Origin of the sequence: Corynebacterium atrinae, assembly GCF_030408455.1 — a bacterium.
In the GTDB taxonomy this organism is placed as follows: domain Bacteria; phylum Actinomycetota; class Actinomycetes; order Mycobacteriales; family Mycobacteriaceae; genus Corynebacterium; species Corynebacterium atrinae.
The window spans coordinates 2,154,234-2,169,688 of record NZ_CP046977.1 but is presented as its reverse complement, the minus strand read 5'-3'; the positions used below and the strand labels follow the sequence as shown (position 1 = coordinate 2,169,688).

General features: G+C 61.2%; 14 protein-coding genes, 1 tRNA gene and 4 pseudogenes. 9 read left to right on the top strand and 10 right to left on the bottom strand.

Annotation, left to right across the window (positions count from 1 at the left end; genetic code table 11):
- Positions 1 to 7 precede the first annotated feature (7 nt).
- From CATRI_RS10650 to CATRI_RS13570, 3 genes and pseudogenes are all read left to right on the top strand, one after another.
- A tRNA-Leu gene (locus CATRI_RS10650) sits at positions 8 to 92 on the top strand.
- Between the two features lie 278 nt (positions 93 to 370).
- Positions 371 to 493 (top strand): annotated as a pseudogene (locus CATRI_RS13575) (type IV toxin-antitoxin system AbiEi family antitoxin domain-containing protein); the annotation flags it as partial.
- Positions 494 to 936: 443 nt separating this feature from the next.
- Positions 937 to 1,305 carry a DUF559 domain-containing protein gene (locus CATRI_RS13570; protein ID WP_353959721.1) on the top strand — a complete coding sequence of 123 codons (369 nt, stop codon included), beginning with the start codon at positions 937 to 939 and terminating at the stop codon, positions 1,303 to 1,305.
- On the opposite strand, the gene CATRI_RS10635 is transcribed toward CATRI_RS13570, so the two are convergent.
- The 5 genes and pseudogenes from CATRI_RS10635 to CATRI_RS10615 all read right to left on the bottom strand — a co-directional run bounded on the left by CATRI_RS10635 (position 1,302) and on the right by CATRI_RS10615 (position 7,390).
- Complete coding sequence (locus CATRI_RS10635; RefSeq protein ID WP_290217422.1) at positions 1,302 to 2,351, bottom strand: zinc-binding dehydrogenase; 1,050 nt, start codon at positions 2,349 to 2,351, stop codon at positions 1,302 to 1,304. The two genes, CATRI_RS13570 and CATRI_RS10635, sit on opposite strands and share 4 nt — an antisense overlap.
- A gap of 14 nt (positions 2,352 to 2,365) precedes the next feature.
- The gene (locus CATRI_RS10630) at positions 2,366 to 3,184 is read right to left on the bottom strand and encodes a BglG family transcription antiterminator (RefSeq protein WP_290217420.1); all 819 of its coding nucleotides are present in this window, start codon (positions 3,182 to 3,184) and stop codon (positions 2,366 to 2,368) included.
- A gap of 519 nt (positions 3,185 to 3,703) precedes the next feature.
- Positions 3,704 to 3,904, bottom strand: a pseudogene (locus CATRI_RS10625) (type IIL restriction-modification enzyme MmeI); the annotation flags it as partial.
- Positions 3,905 to 4,591: 687 nt separating this feature from the next.
- Positions 4,592 to 6,655, bottom strand: a complete 2,064-nt coding sequence (locus CATRI_RS10620) for a GmrSD restriction endonuclease domain-containing protein (RefSeq protein WP_290217416.1) — start codon at positions 6,653 to 6,655, stop codon at positions 4,592 to 4,594.
- 147 nt (positions 6,656 to 6,802) lie between these two features.
- Complete coding sequence (locus CATRI_RS10615; protein ID WP_290217414.1) at positions 6,803 to 7,390, bottom strand: hypothetical protein; 588 nt, start codon at positions 7,388 to 7,390, stop codon at positions 6,803 to 6,805.
- Between the two features lie 90 nt (positions 7,391 to 7,480).
- On the opposite strand from CATRI_RS10615, the gene CATRI_RS13640 reads away from it, so the two are divergent.
- The 5 genes and pseudogenes from CATRI_RS13640 (at position 7,481) to CATRI_RS10590 (ending at position 10,465) form a co-directional block, all read left to right on the top strand.
- A complete protein-coding gene (locus CATRI_RS13640; RefSeq protein ID WP_435384166.1) occupies positions 7,481 to 7,666 on the top strand; it encodes a hypothetical protein in 186 nt (61 codons plus the stop codon).
- An 8-nt stretch (positions 7,667 to 7,674) separates the two neighbouring features.
- Positions 7,675 to 8,112, top strand: a pseudogene (locus tag CATRI_RS10605) (IS6 family transposase); the annotation flags it as partial.
- A 117-nt stretch (positions 8,113 to 8,229) separates the two neighbouring features.
- On the top strand, positions 8,230 to 9,366 hold the full coding sequence (locus CATRI_RS10600) for an IS1380 family transposase (RefSeq protein WP_290217412.1): 1,137 nt from the start codon (positions 8,230 to 8,232) through the stop codon (positions 9,364 to 9,366).
- On the top strand, positions 9,350 to 9,679 hold the full coding sequence (locus tag CATRI_RS10595; RefSeq protein WP_290217410.1) for a transposase: 330 nt from the start codon (positions 9,350 to 9,352) through the stop codon (positions 9,677 to 9,679). The genes CATRI_RS10600 and CATRI_RS10595 overlap by 17 nt, the downstream gene beginning before the upstream one ends.
- 210 nt (positions 9,680 to 9,889) lie before the next feature.
- Positions 9,890 to 10,465 carry a hypothetical protein gene (locus tag CATRI_RS10590; RefSeq protein ID WP_047253612.1) on the top strand — a complete coding sequence of 192 codons (576 nt, stop codon included), beginning with the start codon at positions 9,890 to 9,892 and terminating at the stop codon, positions 10,463 to 10,465.
- A 209-nt stretch (positions 10,466 to 10,674) separates the two neighbouring features.
- Here the strand turns inward: CATRI_RS10590 and CATRI_RS10585 are convergent, their stop codons facing one another.
- On the bottom strand, positions 10,675 to 11,385 hold the full coding sequence (locus CATRI_RS10585; RefSeq protein ID WP_290217406.1) for an IS6 family transposase: 711 nt from the start codon (positions 11,383 to 11,385) through the stop codon (positions 10,675 to 10,677).
- A 156-nt stretch (positions 11,386 to 11,541) separates the two neighbouring features.
- Between CATRI_RS10585 and CATRI_RS10580 the strand changes: the two genes are divergently transcribed.
- Complete coding sequence (locus tag CATRI_RS10580; RefSeq protein ID WP_290217405.1) at positions 11,542 to 12,138, top strand: cadmium resistance transporter; 597 nt, start codon at positions 11,542 to 11,544, stop codon at positions 12,136 to 12,138.
- A 106-nt stretch (positions 12,139 to 12,244) separates the two neighbouring features.
- Here the strand turns inward: CATRI_RS10580 and CATRI_RS10575 are convergent, their stop codons facing one another.
- The 4 genes and pseudogenes from CATRI_RS10575 to CATRI_RS13655 all read right to left on the bottom strand — a co-directional run.
- Positions 12,245 to 13,420 carry a TniQ family protein gene (locus CATRI_RS10575; RefSeq protein ID WP_290217403.1) on the bottom strand — a complete coding sequence of 392 codons (1,176 nt, stop codon included), beginning with the start codon at positions 13,418 to 13,420 and terminating at the stop codon, positions 12,245 to 12,247.
- A gap of 2 nt (positions 13,421 to 13,422) precedes the next feature.
- Positions 13,423 to 14,340, bottom strand: a complete 918-nt coding sequence (locus CATRI_RS10570) for a TniB family NTP-binding protein (protein WP_290217401.1) — start codon at positions 14,338 to 14,340, stop codon at positions 13,423 to 13,425.
- Entirely contained in the window at positions 14,334 to 14,990 is a 657-nt protein-coding gene (locus tag CATRI_RS13635; RefSeq protein ID WP_435384205.1) for a Mu transposase C-terminal domain-containing protein, read from the bottom strand. The genes CATRI_RS10570 and CATRI_RS13635 overlap by 7 nt, the downstream gene beginning before the upstream one ends.
- Before the next feature lie 123 nt (positions 14,991 to 15,113).
- Positions 15,114 to 15,410: pseudogene (locus CATRI_RS13655) on the bottom strand (integrase catalytic domain-containing protein); the annotation flags it as partial.
- Positions 15,411 to 15,455 lie beyond the last annotated feature (45 nt).

Genomic DNA, 15,455 nt, shown 5'->3' with positions numbered 1-15,455 from the left:
CAGGTACGCGCCCGTGGCGGAATTGGCAGACGCGCTGGATTTAGGTTCCAGTGTCTTATGACGTGAGAGTTCAAGTCTCTCCGGGCGCACCACACAAGCTGCGGAGCCAGGTGATTTCTGGTTCCGCAGCTTCTTTTGATTCTTCAGGCCAGCCTGGTTTTGGGGTTCGTGGTGACCTAAGGGGGCTCGGGCGTCGATTAGCGGGCTTAGGTCACCACGAACCCCGAGGGGGTGGCGGGGCGGTGGGGTTTTGTGTTTGCTGCGGGTTCCTGGTGACCTAAGGGGGCTGGGGCGTCGGTAAGCGGGCTTAGGTCACCACGAACCGTGAAGGGGCGGGAACCTCCGGGGTCGGGGACGTGTCTAAAAGAGCATGAGAGACCACGGCTGGCCGCCGGGCAAGGACTATTACACGACGCAGGAGTTACGCGCGCACGGATTCAGTGAGTATGTGCTGACCAGGCTCGTTAAGGAGGGGAGGCTCAGCAGGATTGTGCGCGGAATCTACACACACGTCGCGGTGACTGGGCAGCTGGTGCTGGAGGCAATCAATGAGCACAAGCCGCACGTGGTGTTCAGCGGCAAGACGGTAGCGGAGCTGTACCTGGGCAAAGAGATCACGTTGCCGTTGCACGCGGTGGTGGAGCGAGGTTCGTCCAAGGCGCAGTCGCCGGTGGTCAAGGTGCGGGAGCGAAAGAAGGTCGATGTGCGGATGATGGCCAATGTGCGGGTGGTCAGTGCCTTGGCCGCGGCGGGGGATGCAGCAGGCATGGAGATGGCGCGGGAGCTGTTGGAGGTGCGTTATGCCAGCAAGAAGGGCAGGGAGGATTTCGAGAGAGACAGGCACGCGATGAGACGATTCCCGAAAAAGATTGCGCGGGCGGTAGCCGCGGCGGCGGTGGGGCTGATTCGTGGACGGAGCGCCGGCTATTCCGCGAGTTGCAGGCGAGGGGCTGTGGGGGATTCGAGGGGAATGCGCAGCTGGGGCCGTATCGCTTTGATGGGGTGGATCACCAGGCGCGGGTGGTGGTGGAGGTCAATGGGTTTGAGTATCACGGTGCCAACAATCGGAAGAACTACACGAAGGATCTGTGGAAGCTAAATGCCGCGCAGCGTCGGGGTTATATCGTCCTCAGCTTCACGGAACGCTGCGTCGAGTGGCATTTAGGGCAGGTGGTGGAGATGGTGATGGACACCGTGAGGTGGCGGCGAGCGACCCGGGAGGGGCGGACGCCGACAACGCCGTTGAAGGTGGAGCAGGTGGGCTTGTGGCGCTGGCATGCGTCATTCACCCACCTCGAGCCTTAGGGGGTGAGCATCACCTTGAGGGCGGTGCGGGAGTCCATGGCGGAGTAGGCGGCGGGGGCGTCGATAAGCGGGAGGGAAAGGTCGAAGACCTTGCCGGGATTGATCTCTCCGCTGAGGACCTGGGTGACGGCGGGTTCCAAGTAGGCGCGGACGGGGGCCGGGCCGCCGGTGAGGCTGGCGTTTTTGCCGAAGAGGGAGCCGAAGCCGATGGGGGCGGATTCGTACTGGGGGACGCCGACGCGGGAGATGACGCCGCCGGGGCGGACGATGCCGTAGGCCTGCTCGTAGGCGGGCATGTGGCCGACGGCTTCGAGGACGACGTGGGAGCCTTCGCCGTTGGTGAGGGCCATGACCTCGGCGATTCCTTCCTCGCCGCGGGTGGAGACGACGTCGGTCGCGCCCCATTCGACGCCGAGGTCGGTGCGGTCGCGGTGGCGGCCCATGAGGATGATGCGTTCGGCGCCCATCTGGCGGGAGGCGAGGACGGCGGAGAGGCCGACGGCGCCATCGCCGATGACGGTGACGGTTTTGCCGGGGGACACGGAGCCCTTGAAGGCGGCGTGGTAGCCGGTGAGGTAGACGTCGGAAAGCGAGAGGAGTGAGGCGAGGAGGGCGTCGTCGGCGATGGCGGGGTTGATGCCGGGGACGGGGACGAGGCTGCCGTCGGCAAGCGGGATGCGGGCGAGCTCGGCTTGGAGGCCGGCTGCCTCGGGCGTGCCGTAGAAGCCGCCGTGCGGGCAGTTGGTCTGGAGGCCTTCGCGGCAGAACTCGCAGGTGTTGTCCTGGAAGGCGAAGGGGACGATGACGAAGTCGCCTTTGCTGATGTGTCGCACTTCAGGGCCAACCTCTTCGACGACGGCGATGAGCTCGTGGCCCATGGAACGGCCGTGTTCACGGGCGGGCATGTCGTGGTAGCGGTGCAGGTCAGAGCCGCAGACGCAGGCGCGGACGGTGCGGACGAGGGCGTCGGTGGGGAATTGAATGATGGGGTCCGGGACGGTGTCGACCCGGACATCGCCGGCGCCGTAGAGGAATGTGGCTTTCATCGTGTTGCCTCTCTTTAGGTGGTTAAGTCCGAACTTAGTCGCGCGACGTGCAGCGCGAGGTAGGCGACTTCGTCTTCGGTGAGGGGGATGCCGAGGCGCAGCTCAAGGACGCGGGCCAGGCGGGCGGCGCATTGGATGGCTTCGGGGTGGGAGAGCTCGAGGCTGGAGGTCAACACCGCCATGCCTTCTTTGAGTTGGCGACCGTCGCGGGCGCGGACGAAGAAGTAGCGCAGGTGGGTGATGAAGCGGGCAGCGGAGATAGAGGATCGGTCGAGGGAGATGTCGTAGGAGGAATCGATGATCTCGAAGAGCTGGGAGAACACCCCGGTCATGGTGTAGGTGTCGGAGAGGTCATCGGTGTGGAAACCGGCGTTGACCAGGTGCAGGGCGACGGCCACGGCCTCCGATTCCGGCAAGTCCACCTCCACCTGCGAAGAGACCTTTTCGACGATCGCGCGGGCTGCGGCGTACTCATCCGGGTACAGGTGGGAGACTTCCGCCTGCAGGGGGTGTGGCCCCAGGGCCACCCCTCCCTGGGCCCGCTGGACGGCGAAGGAAAGGTGGTCGGCGAGGGCGACGACGGTGGCGGGACCCGGGGAGGTGGGGAGGGTGGAGGTGAGGGCGTCGTCGGCAAGCATGACGAACTCGGGGTCGATGGCCGAGAGCATGCCAGCGAGGTGGTCTTTATCGCGGCCCTCCTCGGGGACGAAGGTCCGGGTGATCTTGGCGGTGTTGTAGGCGTCGAGGGCGTCCTGGGGGTGGAGGTTGATCGCACTGGCGGGGAGAACGTGTGCGGTGACAAGGGTGTGGATGTACTGGTCGCTGGTGGCCATTGCTGGTCCCTTCGGTGGTGATGGGGTCGGGTGACCTGGTGGCCTCCCTCCCTCCCGGCGTTTTTTGCCGAAAAGGCACCTCTGGTGCCATAGGAGTCTCGACCGGAGTGCAAGCCCTGGCCCGTCCGGAGGGGAAGAAGTTTTCCGCGAAATAAGCGAGCTTGCGAGCGCGTGGGAAAAGTTTTCCCCGTAGGACGGCGACCGCAGGGAGAGGGGCTTGCGTGTAGGGAGAGCGACGTACAATGCCCGAAGGGCTTTTTGGCAAAACGCCTCTGACCGCGCAGCGGTCTGGGGTGTAAGAAGAAGGGGGCTGGCCCGCAGGGTCGGCCCTTAGTCAGCGCACACCGTAGGTGTGGGCCTCCTTTACCACGGAGAGCATTCCAGGGGCTTTTTTCCACGGGAGTTGATCCCGGGGCCCTAACCCAGGTCAGGAGAGGATGGCTTTTAAATCTTCTCGTCACTCGGTTTGAGCGTATGGCAATATGGCTAGCTATACGCCCATACAGGTTCTCGGGAGTGTCACCGTGGACTGACCTGGCCGACGGTCATTTTTGCATAGGACTCGAATAGGAGTTCTTGTCGCTGGCGTTCGGTGGTGAGCTTTCGGGGCGCTCCGAAGGCTTTGTCGACCGCTCGGTCGAGAGTGTCGTGGGCTTTGATAAGTGCTGGGTCCATTGCCAGCGGGTTGTAGTGTTCAGCCAAGGAGCGTTCGGGGTAAAGGAGGGTGTCAGATGGTTTGTGTGTGAGGGGAATCCCTCACACACAAACCATCTGACACCCTCCTGCAGCCTAATCGTGCGATGCACGCTCGCTAATAGTAAGTGAGTCGAAGTTCCTATTTGCAGCAGCACACGAGAAGATACCCATGAACCTGGTTCTCCCACACTCACGACATCAAAATCCCTAGTTTGCAGCAGCACCTAATTTTTCATCTCCTGATGGCCGCTTCATGCCAGCATTATCCGGCTGCCTCGGATACCCGGTTCATAATTACCGATTCCAGGTTAAGCTGACAATAGGAGAACATCGTCGTGAGGTGTTTGAGAAGATCGCCTATCCTCGTGGGCAGTTCCTTTTGTCATGCCCGTGGTAGCCACACACGCTGCACTGACCTGCGTTAGAGGAAACTTCACAAGAACGCTTGTCGTGTCCCGATTCTCCACACCAAGAGCATGTACGGGTTCTAGATGACTCCACAGTTAATTCCTTCGCATTCTAAGAGGATAATTCCGAATACAAGCTTATCAGGTGCTGTTATAACAGTTGATTCGATGGTGTTTAAACAGGAATTTCTGCTTACCAACTATTGGTAATCGTGCAGCACACGATAGGCCGAAATTCTATTGATTTGGCCCAAACCGCGAGTTTTCCACCACCCCATTCGCAGGGGAAGGGCCGCTTACCCTGTCAAAACATTGCCGGTTCGTCGTCTACCTCCACTAGGATCAGGAGTTTTTCCAGCGGTACCCGGGCCTCGGGATCAGCTTTACCTGCCGAGGTGAACTCCAGCCCTTCGTCGGTGAGGACTTCTCGTGCGGTTCGGGTCTCGCGGGGATCCAACCAACGGAAGTTCTCTGCCACAGCCCCGTCACCTCGTAGCACCCGGTGGGCATTGAGGACCTCGTGCTCGGCAAGGTGATTGCCAACTGATTGGGCGTTGGTTCCCGCGGCAGCGGCGACATCCCCGTAGCGTGCCCAGTGACCAGCGGGAATAGTCGCCACAATCGACCTGACCTTGCTCCACAGCGGCGACAGATCAGTATCTGCCACCCCGACGTCGATGGGGCCCGGCCAGGTGTCGATGATCTGATCCGCCAGCAGACGGGCCCGCTCGCGGATCTCATCAGGTCCCCAAATCTGGAAATCCTCGAGAGTGCGGTTCAGTGCCAGACCGGACTTCAGGTACGCGTCCTTTTTCAGGTCGAACGACTTGTTGCCCATCTCGCTGTTGTACCCGGTCAGCGTGAGATTACCCAGCGTGTGCACGGTTGCGTTGTGCATCTCTTCGACCTGGTCGTCCCCGTAGACGGAAGCCAGATGAGCGCGCCACTCTGCGTTGAGCGTTTGCGGCATGATGTGCTCGATGCTCAGCTTCGCGGTGTCGACCGGTTCTTTCGAACCGAAGGACTCCTCCAGCCAGCGCAACACGATACTGCGGTGGCTGCGCCGGCCATTGAGGAAGTATGGAGATTCAGCCACACCCGCTCGGACGCGCTCGTCGGTGGCGAAGTGGCGCCGCCCGGTGGACAACAGGCGGTGAATCTGCCGGTCGACCGGCTCCTGGTCGTCCAGCTGGTTGAGGATCTGCGGGAAAATCCGGTTGAGTCCCTGCGTGCTTTGCCCCATCAGAAGGCGTCGGACCAGGTATGACTCGATCAGATGCAGTGCTCGTTCAAGTTCCTCGTTGCTGACACTGCCCTGTGCGCGGCGACGCAGCAGTTCCAGCATCAGGGCATGCGGAGTCGAAGCGTCCCAGGCTTTCAGCCGCTTCAAGCGGAAGCGGACACCCGGGTCTTTCTCCCGCGCGGGGTCGAGAATCAGCGCGTACTGGCCAGCCAGGGAGGCCAGACGGGCGACCTCGTGTTCGATGTCGTCCTCGGTTCCCAGGTTGGACAGTTTCTTCTGGTACTCGTTGAACGTGTCGTTGATCTTCAGGGTGGGTTTGGTGGCCAGAAGGTCCAGCCAGAACAGTTGCTCGAGGGCCTCGTTGGTGGGAAGGAGGTTCTGCATCGGCATCCAGTACCGCTTATGAACGCCCTCCCCTCGGGTGGGTAGCCCCATGAAGATGAAGTTGCGGATCAGATCACCCTGGGTGAGCTTGAGGCCGGTGTTGTTCAGGGACTGGAAGATCCGGTGGACGTTGTCCTCCGGGTGAGTGCTGATGGATACCACCGTCAACCCCATCAGGACCGCAGTTTCCAGGTGGGCGATGTCCTCGGGGTCGTCAGGATCGTCGAACTCTTCCAACCTGGAGCGGAAGAACCGGAAGGCTGCGCCGACCTGGTCGTCACCTCCGCTGTGGGCATCCCGGTTGATCACGGCGAAGTAGGCGTCCCGGTCCTGCTGGGTGGGTACCAGCTTTACATGGCGATCTCCTTCCTCGTACTGGTTAGTGAGGTAGGTGTTGTGGATCCGCTCGCCCGCATAGGGCTTTTCGTGCGCGTTTCGGTAGTCCCGGATAGCGGCTAGAAGCAGGGTAAGGGTGGTCAGTCGCTGCTGGCCGTCAACCACGAGGAAGCGCGAGATACTCACCGCGCTTTGTGCCGCGTCCACGGGCACCAGCACCAGCGAGCCGATGAAGTGGTTGGTCTTCGGGTTGTCCCGGCGGTCTTTGACCAGCTCGACCACGTCATCCCACAAGGTCTGCCACTGCTCGGTATCCCACTGGTAGGGACGCTGATACAGGGGCACCATGTACTGGTTTTCCCCTTCCAGCACTTTCCTTAAGATCGCTTCATCTGCTTTGACCATCGGATGCTTTCCATCTGCTTGCTTCCGCCAGGTGCGCTGTTCAGCCTGCACCAAGCGCCAGCGTTGACGACTATCTTCCTGTAAACCTCCACCGTACTGGGCTTTTATGAAGACAGCAGGTAAATAAGAGGGTCTAGACCCCTTCTATTATTCGATCTCAAAAGGGATGTCATGAACACGGACCTTCTGCACTGCCCCCGGGATAACGAAGGCTTCGTAGACACGCATCTTGTCGCCCAGATCAACGGTGGAAGACCAAGACTCGTGCCCTTCATCTGAGGATCGGCAGTCCACCGACATCTCCACGGACTGGGTATACCCCTCGGCATCGATAATGTCTGGATCTCGGAGCATGATCCAGTCGTTAGTGGTCTGGGGATTGTCGAGAGCGGTAACCTCGACATCCGCCCAAATCTGGAGATACTGCTGTCCTGGGGCCAGCTTGCCGAATTCCAGATCAGACTCTCCGCCGTAGTCGTTGGTTCCGTAACGGCATTCCTCACCCACCGTGATCTCGGTAATCGTGAGGGTAACGTCATTGCCAGGAAGAGTCGCGATACTGATGGGATTACCGACTTCACCGTTTTGAGGAGCAGCCGCTTCAGTGGTGACCTCTTCCGAGGCAGGGGGCTGCTGTGTGATAGTTCCGGTGGCGGTGTCCTCGCTATTACTGCAGGCAGTGAGGGCAAGAACGAGACTCACACCTGTAGCTGCAATCAAGGTGGTTCGAATCATGGTGATGCCTTTCTGAGTTTCCGCTGCATATAAGCTGTTAATCAAAAAGTATCAGGAACCTCGGACATTCCCGAGGAAACCATCGAATACATGACCGCAGGCCACAGAACCGACCTATTCGGCCAGCGCTCGGTAGAGGGTGGCTCTGCCAACGCCGAGGTCTTTGGCGATGGCGACCTTGGATTCGCCGGCGGCCACCCGTTGGCGGGCTTTCTCCAGGTCCTCGGGGCGGTGCTGTTGCAAAGTTCGGGCGACAGGAAGACCGGCGTGAAATAATCAGAGCCATGGGCATCTTCTCCGGTCGTCATTTCCCTCGCGAGGTCATTCTGTGGGCGGTGCGGTGGTACTGCCGCTACGGGGTGAGCTACCGCGATCTGGAAGAGATGATGACCGAGCGTGGCGTACCGGTCGATCACAGCACCATCTACCGGTGGGTCCAGAAATATGCTCCTGAGCTGGATAAGCAGACTCGCTGGTACCGACAAGTCCCGGATTGGCAGGCCAGTTCCTGGCGGGTGGATGAGACCTATATCCGGGTCCGGGGGAAAGTGGTGCTACCTCTATCGGGCCATCACCGCGGGCGGGCATACCCTGGACTTTTACCTCTCCCCGAAGCGCAACGTAGCGGCGGCGAAGCGTTTCCTGGCCAAGACCCTGCGGGCAACCGTGTCGGCCGGGTTCCCCGGGTGATCAGCACCGACAAAGCCCCAGCCTTAGCCCGGGTTTTTCACGGGAAGTAGCCGGACACCCACCGAAGAGATAAAGAAAGTGACCCTTGACCAGGTACTTTGGTAGTTGCTTAAGCTCCATAACACCAGGTCGAAAGGATCACCTTCAGGGTGAAGACTACCAGTTTCCACATCGGTACCCCCACCACGTCCCAGTTGTGTTCCAACGCCGGACTCATGCTCCTGGTCACCACCGCCGATCAGGTTTCCGTCGCGGACGCGATCGACACCGAACTGGGTCACCGGCAGAACCCGAACCTGGTCCACACCACCGGCCACACCATGACCACCCTCGCCCTGGCACTCGCTCTCGGCGGCGACGATGCAGGCGATGTGGAACTTCTTTCTCCGCAGGTGGCCACCGGTCTGATCGACCAGATCCCGTCGGACTCCACGGTGCACCGCCGGCACAAAGAACTCGCCCACCATGACGAGAAAGCCGATGGCGTCGGCACCATAGCGGTCCTGGCCGGGATGAACACAGCACGCACCACAGCATGGGCCTCCTGCGGTGCGGCGAATCCCGCAGCCCGCGCGACCACCACCAATCCTCTGGTGGTGGACCTGGACGCCACGGAAGTCCTCTCCCACTCGGATAAGGAGCATGCGACCCCGACGTGGAAGAAACACTTCGGATTTCACCCCCTGGCCGCGATCGTCGACCACGGTGAGGGACTGACCGGGGAACCACTCGCCGTGCTCCTACGCCCCGGCAACGCCGGCTCCAACACTGCAGCTGATCACACAGAAGTCCTCGACCAGGCACTGCGCGCTCTTCCGGATCACGCCGACGGACACCAGTGGGGCACGCGTCTGCTCATCCGGACTGATGCTGCCGGTGGGTCCCAGGCCTTCCTGGGCCACCTCGACGCCCTGGGCCTGGCGTATTCCATCGGATTTCCCGTGACCTGGCAGATCGGGGACATAGCCTCCAGCCTTGGCGAGGCCGTCAAGCAGGGCATCATCCGCCCAGACGGTTCGGTCAGTGATCCCGCAGACGCCTACGTTGCCGACATCACCAGTCGGATGCGCTCCTGGGCAGGGCAACCGCTTGGCACCGACTTGAACAAATATCCCGACGATATGCGGATCATCATCCGCGTGGAGCATCCTGCCTCTGGTGCGCAGCTGCGCATCACCGACGTGGACGGCCACCGTGTGCAGGCCTTTGTCACCAACCAGCCCGGGCATGCCAACAGGTTGGATGTCCTCCACCGGGCACGAGGTCGGTGTGAGCAACGGATCTAAGGATCTCAAGGACTGTGGGTTGGGGAAACTCCCGCACGAAGGCTTCCGGATGAATCAGGTGTGGTGTCACGTGGCGGTGCTGAGTCTGAGCCTGATCACCTGGGCCGGGTTGATCACCGCTGCCGATGGTGATGCTGCCCGCCAGCGGTCGCGGTGGTGGGTATGGGAGCCGAAGACTCTACGGGCGCGGATGTTGTCGATCGCTGCTGTTGTGGTCCGTCACGCCCGGCAGGTCATCCTGCGGTGTGATGCCGCTGCACCGCACCGTGAGTTGTTGGAGCACGGTTTGTCCAGGATCAGACAGTCAGTCTGATCCTGGACCTGTCCGGCCCCGCGCTTGTGTCACTGCAGTCCTTCACGCCCCGCCCACGAGATGAACTTGGACCCCTCGGTTCCCTGGCCCAGCACCCGCCGGGACTCAGCCGACCCTACGGTCGGGCATCCCCACGCCGAGAACTGGACGACAAGACCCGTGAAAGATCCGGGCTAAGCGCCAGAGCTTTGGCAGTGTTACTCTTTGGGCATGGTGGTACGCCGTTTGGAAAGCCTTGGTCTGATTATCGGACCCTTGCTGTTCGCCCTGTCACCGCTCTTCTGGATCGACGGACACTATGGAGTGACCGGCGGGCTTCTCATTGCCATAGCCGCCGTGCCCTGGGTGTACGGACTCATTGGGGAATACAACGCCCTCCGCCCCCGGTTTCCCCTTCTGTCGGGGCTATGGATGCTTCTGGTGCTGATCGGCATGTTCGGCACCGTCGCGTTCGGGCTGCAAGGCGTGTTTGAGAGTGTGTTCGGTATCACCGAGTTTCGCTCGCTAGCTACTTTCGACATCTACCCACTCCCGGTGGCTATTGTGCTGATTCTGGCCGGACCGCTCTTTCCGGTCGCGCTTTTGTCCTTGGGCGCAATGCATTGGTGGACCGGGCTCACGCCCCGCTGGAGCGCTGTGTCGTTGGTATTTGCGGCGGCTGCGTTCCCGGTTGCGCGGATATCTCGATCTGTCCCAGTTGCGTTCATCGCTGACCTCGTCATGCTCGCAGCCTTCTGTGTGGTCGCCTGGTTTGCCTGGCATCGAAGGGACGAGGAATCCATATAACTTGCGGCTTGCGCTCAATGATGCAGAACTCTGACCCTGATTTCCAGAACATCGCAAGAAAGGTGCGCTCCCATGACCACCCACTGGTGCTGTTGCAAACTTCAGGCGGAGAGCCGTGACGACCCAGTCTTCATCCGACGCTGTTGCAAAGTTGGGCCAGGGTCGAAAAGCCCAACCTCAAGACATTAGTTGTCCTTGCTCCGGGGTGCTTAAGCTGTCTCGAATATCCGGCTGACGATCACCGCGTCTGGGTTCGGGTGCCCGTAGGCAAACATCGTGCCCTGGCCTTTCCGTAATGAATGCATCGCTTCCATCCCTTTCAACGTCCGGTAGGCGGAAATTCGGTTTTTGAACGCTCCCTTCGGCCCCAGGATTCTTTTAAGTCGGCCATGATCTCCCTCGATAACGTTGTTCAGGTATTTCACCTGCCGGTGCTCCACCGTCTGAGGGCAGATTCCCTCCGCCTTCAGCTCGGATATTGCCTTGGCCAGAGCTGGTGCCTTGTCGGTGTTGATGACCCGCGGGGACCCGGCTGTCGTATTCGATCGCAGCGTCTTGGCCAGGAAACGCTTGGCCGCCGCGACATTGCGCTTCGGAGAGAGATAAAAGTCCAGGGTCTGCCCACCCGCGGTAATAGCCCGGTAGAGATAGCACCACGTGCCGCCGACCCGGATGTAGGTCTCATCCACCCGCCAGGAACTGGCCTGCCAGTCAGGAACCTGCCGGTACCAGCGAGTCTGCTTATCCAGCTCAGGGGCGTATTTCTGGACCCAGCGGTAGATGGTGGTGTGATCGACTGGCACACCACGTTCAGTCATCATCTCTTCGAGATCGCGGTAGCTCACCCCGTAGCGGCAGTACCACCGCACCGCCCACAGGATGATGTCACGGGGGAAATGCCGACCGGAGAAGATGCCCATGGCTCTGATTATTTCACGCCGGTCTTTCTACTGCCCCAACTTTGCAACAGCACCCTCGAAAGAGGATGAAGACTGGGTCGTCACGGCTCTCCGCCTGAAGTTTGCAACAGCACCCTGTGACGTATCCGGTTGCGCCACCGGACAGGCAGGCGCGTAATGGTAACCGGCCAACTGTCGGCGATCGGCTTATTCATCGCCACCAATATCGATGACATCATCGTGCTCTCGCTGTTCTTTGCCCGCGGGGCCGGCCAAGCGGGGACCACGCTTCGGATTCTGGCTGGTCAGTACCTTGGTTTCGCGGGTATTCTCGCAGCCTCAGTCCTGGTCACCATAGGGGCGGATGCCTTCCTGCCCACCGAGGCGATTCCCTACTTCGGGCTGATCCCCCTGGCACTGGGATTGTGGGCGGCCTGGCAGGCCTGGCGGGGAGATGATGACGACGATGACGACGCGACAGTCAGCGGAAAGAACGTAGGTATCTTGACCGTCGCCGGGGTGACGTTCGCCAACGGTGGCGACAATATCGGCGTCTATGTCCCGGTTTTTCTCAACGTGGATACCGCCACCGTCATCATCTACTGCATCGTCTTCCTGATCCTGGTGGCGGGCCTGGTCCTGTTGGCGAAGTTCGTGGCCACCCGTCCACCCATCGCGGAGGTTCTCGAACGCTGGGAGCATGTGCTGTTCCCGCTCGTCCTGATCGGCCTGGGTATCTTCATCCTCGTCAGCGGCGGCGCCTTCGGCCTTTAATAAGCTCATCCCGGGCGCCCCAGGGCCTCTTCAGGTTTCCTCACCGGCATCAACTGAACCGCCCATGAAGTTGTGAAAAAGCCGCTGTCGCAGGGATTCGACCACGCTAGGGTGCCAGGAATTCGAGCGGGATGCCGAGATGAGTCAGCGAATTGCGGACATGCTGGCGAGAGTCCTCGTCACCTGGGGGATACGTCATTAACTCGAGAAAGTGTTGGGCGGTCACCGGGTCGTATCGTGCCTTGTCGATCATCGCGTCGAGACTGTCATAAGCTTTCTGCATTAATTCGGCGGCCGAAGGCTCCTGCTTCACCGGGGGTTTCTTTCGCACCAGACGACCTGGAGGCACAAAGGTCTCCGGTTCCGGGAGGAACAACACCGCATCTGGCCCACGTCCGGTAAGGACACCGGTCTCGAGCAGGTGCATGACAGCTGCTGCGGCCTGAAGAGTGTGCTGTTGCTGGATAAAACTCAGCCGTTCATAGGGCCGCCAAGATCTCTGTCCTGCCCGGAAGGGATAATCAAGGTGCTCCCACACTGCCTGAATCAGGCACTGGGCCGCACCACATTCACTGCGGGTGGCGCCGAGCTCATCAATGATCGTTCTCAACAGTCGAAACCAGATGCCGGCGTGCACACGACGACGCGGCAAATCTACATAACCTATGGTCAGCGCCTGCCAGGTCCGCTCATCCATGACTGACACCGGGTGATCGTCCGGGAGTGGACGCGGTTGCGGCGGTCTCGCCCCCATCCAGAAGTAGTAACCGCGAGCACCCTCATGCGATTCCAAGAAGCAGTGATGGAGCGGGCAGGTCAGCAACAGCGGCCACGACCACGCCAACAGGTAAGGCCGGGGTACCGCGGCCTCGGCCACGCACTGTGGGCACAGCCGCTGGCGTTGACTACCCGGAGACGATGTCCATGCCCGCCACGAGGCCGCCGTCCGATCACGTCGCCTACCTGCGGGAAGCAGAACCGCCAGTTGGCGCGTGTAGGTGGAAAAACCATCTGGAACAGGTGCGAGATCATCGATGAGCCACGGGGTGTAACCGCTCAGGCTCATCATCTGGATCCGATCTCTGGATACTCCGGTTCGCAGTGCCAGTTGGTCGACGACACCGTCCGGGGCAGCGACATCCAGCTGTACCGTGCGGTCGGGGACATACCCGAGGTCCACGACAAGGTCATTCTCCGAGAGGTCGTACTGGCGTGCGATCCGGCGCAGCCAGGAGGTCAACGCCTCCCCGTCGACGGGGGCCGGGTGTAGCGGCCAGCGCACCGTCACAACAGTTCGCGCTCAAAGAGTCGACGACGCTGCGTGGGCCCGACGTAGTCTGTCATCGCCAGCGTCTTTTGGTTGATGGCCTCGACCCCGCTGTCCACCGCGGCTACGGCAGCCAAGGTCAACAGGTGCGCTAATTCCCCGATGGTGCCCTCACTGCGGGCGAGAAGATAGGTCATCATGTCTTCGGTATCGAGCACTGAGCGCCGGCGCAGCGGGAACGACGCCGCGAAACTGGCCAACAACGAACGGGTCTGCTCCCCGGCCTCCCATGCGGGAAGGATGAACGGCTCGAACCGGTTTTCCAGCTGATCATCCGAGCGCACCGCCAGATACGCCTCCCGGGTGCCGACCCCGACGATGGGGATGCGCAGCTCATTGCCAAGAAACCGGAGGAGATTGAGAAACTCCCGCCGTGTGTCACCGCGACCGGCGAGGATGTTGTGCAGCTCGTCGATGATCAGAATTTTCGCCCCCACCTCACGCAGAAGGCGCAGCACCAACTGCTCCAGGTCCACGAGTCGTCGCCGCGGACCCACCGGTGCTCCCAGTGCCGTGAGGATCGCGGTGTAAAACCGCAGCGGTGACGGCTCCGAGGGCATCTGCATACTGACCACCGGGATATGTTCCCGGTCCGCTTCGGTGACGGGCAGGTGTCGGCGGCGGAACTGCTCGATGATCATGGACTTGCCGTTGTTCGTTGGTCCCACCAGCAGAAGGTTCGGCATCCGCTGTTTGCGCGGCCAGGCCAACAGGGTCTCGAGCCGGTCAACGGCTTCCACCGCTTTCGGATATCCGATCCACCGGTCTGCCCGGATCCGGCTAATACGCTCAGCCGCCGGTAACCCAGCAGATGCGTGCACGTCCGGATGCAGGTGCGCCAGGTCCAGCGGATGGTGGTGGGCGGTACTCACCATTGCTCCATCTCTTCGAATGGTTGCGCTGGTGTAGCTACCACATCCGCATCATTGGGGATCTCCAGTGGTGTGTTCTGCCGCGCTGGCCGAGTCGCCGTGGTCGCGGACGCCCGGCGTTGCTGCTCCCGCCTGAGGCGCTTAGTGGTCTTCTCCGCGGTCTCGGAAATCCGCCGCATCTGCTCGATCATCTGGAATAACGCCAGCTCATCGACCTGAGCCTGGCCGCGTTCCCGCAACCGGGCCAGCGCCTGGCGGTGCTCCCAAACACTCACAGCCGGATTCGACAAGGTTCGATACGGCACCTCGAGATAGGCGTCCCCGTCGGGCTCGAGCACCCAGATCCGGCTGATATCCCGCGGGTCCCGCCGGATGATGAACCGGTCCAGATCCTTGCGCCGACTGATCCACGGTTTCAGCGCATTCGAGAAATAGCCCACATGATCGACCACGAACCCAGTACGAGTCAACGACCTGCGAAACACCGGCAAGAAATCCACCAAAAACGCCGTCGGGCGAGTCGTGGTCACGGGCCGTCCGGCTTTCGCCGCCCCCTCATCCCACCGCCCGGCTGGGGTCTGGCCCAAGGTGCGATGCGCCGTGCCGTGATAAGTCGCCACCGCCAGGACCAACCATTTCTCCAGCTCCTCCATCGTCAGTGCGGACTTCTTCTCGGAGTCGTAGGAGCCTCGCTGAACGGGATTGGAAAACGTCGTCCCCGGTAACTCATCGTGGATCTGGCTCATCGCGGTGCCGATGACACGTTCAATGATCCCGCCATAATGCGGCTGCCCGGGCGGCCGGTACCCCAGCTCAATCCCGTGCTGCTCGCATCCACGAGTCAGGGCCTCGCTTGTGAACTCGCGGGCATTGTCCACGTACAGGGCTTTCGGCTTCCCGCTCATCGGCCAGCTGATCTCAAGTCCGAGGTGTTCCAGCCAGGGGCGTTTATCCCGCACAGCGTGAGCCAGACACAGACCGACCGACACCGCCGAGGGCGGCTCCAAGGTCACCACCGTCCCGAGAATGCAGCGACTGAACACGTCTATGGCCACAGTGAGATACGGCCGGCCGATAGGTTGGCGTTCCCGGTCATCGACGACGATCACATCAATGAC